Genomic DNA, 2,147 nt, shown 5'->3' with positions numbered 1-2,147 from the left:
CGATCGATATATTTCAAAAATCGCCGATAAATTTTCATACACTACACTATTTTATATTTTTATGAAAAAATGGTAATAGTGGCGAGTCGCATGATTTATAGAAATGAATGAACCTTCATTTCGCTCGCACTTACTGGCAGTAATGATTTATGATATTACTTTATATATGATTGTTTGAATTTTACTTGCTACTTGAATTTTCTTTTAATATAATGTATTTATAATTTTTAAATTTTCTAAATTTTATAAAGGTGGGGTTTGTGTGAATCTCGTTCAATCTTTGGCTGAAACAGCAAAAAAGAAAGGAGAGAAACCGGCTTATATATTTATGGATCAGTCGGTCTCATATGACCAATTAAACAAAATGGTCACAAAGTTTTCTAGTAATTTAGCAAAAATGGGCATTGGAAAAGGGGACAATGTCGCATTAGTTGTGGGGAATTCACCGCATTTTTTAGTCGGTTTATACGGGACAATGAAAGCTGGCGCAACGGTCATTCCAGTTAATCCAATTTATACTGCGGATGAAATGCATTATATTTTACAAAATGGAGATGTAAAAACAATCATCACACTCGACGTTCTTCTACCTGTTATACAATCTCTTACAACAAGACTTCCTTCTCTCGAACATATCATCATATGCGAAACCTCATCAGATTTCAATCATACAGAAACCGAAAAAATGAAAACGTTTACCAGTCTTATCGGAACTGGCGACCTATCATATGCAGGTCCGGAGCTAGATGAAGAAGATGTAGCCGTTATTTTATACACTTCCGGAACGACAGGAAAGCCAAAAGGAGCTATGCTAACGCATAAAAACATATATAGTAATGCTAGTGATGTAGCGTCATATTTACAATATACTGGGGAGGATCGTGTTGTTGCGGCGCTTCCAATGTTCCATGTATTTTGTTTAACAGTGGCAGTGAATGCACCGATTGTAAATGGTGCAACGATTTTAATGTTACCGAAGTTCAGTCCGAAAGAGGTATTCCGCATTTCTCGTACATATGAGCCGACTATATTTGCGGGCGTACCAACGATGTATAATTATTTATATTTATATGAAGAAGCAAGTGCAGACGACGTTAAGACGCTTCGACTCTGTATTTCCGGTGGTGCTTCTATGCCTGTTGCGCTGCTGCAAAATTTTGAAAATCGCTTTAACGTTATTGTTTCAGAAGGTTATGGATTATCAGAGGCTTCGCCGGTTACTTGTTTTAATCCACTAGATCGTCCACGCAAGCCAGGATCCATTGGAACGAATATTTGGCATGTAGAAAATAAAGTTGTGAATGAACTTGGGGAAGAACTTCCTATCGGCGAAGTCGGTGAATTAATTGTCCGTGGTCCTAATGTAATGAAAGGGTACTATAAGGAACCAGAAGAAACAGCGGCAGTACTTCGTGATGGATGGCTGTATACAGGCGACTTAGCGAGAATGGATGAGGAAGGTTATTTCTATATTGTAGATCGTAAAAAAGATATTGTCCTTGTCGGGGGTTATAACGTATACCCTCGTGAAGTAGAGGAAGTATTATACCAGCATGAAGCAGTTGCGGAAGTTGTTGCGATTGGTGTTCCAGATGAAAACTTAGGAGAAGCAGTACGCGCTTATGTTGTTCTGAAGAATGAAGCGGCAACAGAAGAAGAACTCATGCACTACTGTTCGTTACACCTTGCAAAATATAAAGTACCAAAGAACATAGAATTTTTAGAGGAACTGCCGAAGAACACGACAGGTAAATTATTGAGAAGAGCTTTGAAGGAAAAGGCGTTAAATGTGTAATTGTCGGTTTTTATAGAAGTTTAATTCCACATAAAATAGAAACCTGTATTTTATAAGGAATTGAAAGAATCCATTTTGAAATACTCTGCAATATGAAAGACAAGTGATAGGATATGAGATTTTTAAAATTAATTAACTGTCTATCATGTTGCACATTATAGTAATGAAAGCACATCACTAGTTATATAGTGGTGTACTTTCTTATTTTATAAGACTCCTAAATGATCTCATTTAGGGGGTACTTTAAAATCTTAGCTTGATGAGCATGGGGTATCGCCAGCATTTTGGGAAAAACCACGCTAAGCAAAAAAATAAAATAAGCCGCCCATATGGACAGCTCATTTACATAATT

At 36.7% G+C, this 2,147-nt stretch carries 1 protein-coding gene; it reads left to right on the top strand.

Annotated elements, in window-relative coordinates; translation table 11 throughout:
* The first annotated feature begins 262 nt into the window (after positions 1 to 262).
* Positions 263 to 1,795 carry a fatty acid--CoA ligase family protein gene (locus tag HRG09_RS27950; protein ID WP_174104051.1) on the top strand — a complete coding sequence of 511 codons (1,533 nt, stop codon included), beginning with the start codon at positions 263 to 265 and terminating at the stop codon, positions 1,793 to 1,795.
* The last annotated feature ends 352 nt before the right edge of the window (positions 1,796 to 2,147 follow it).

It is taken from the genome of Bacillus sp. Xin1, from assembly GCF_013314535.1.
GTDB lineage: Bacteria > Bacillota > Bacilli > Bacillales > Bacillaceae_G > Bacillus_A.
Note: the sequence above shows the minus strand (reverse complement) of the source record. Positions and strands in the feature narration are given on the sequence as shown.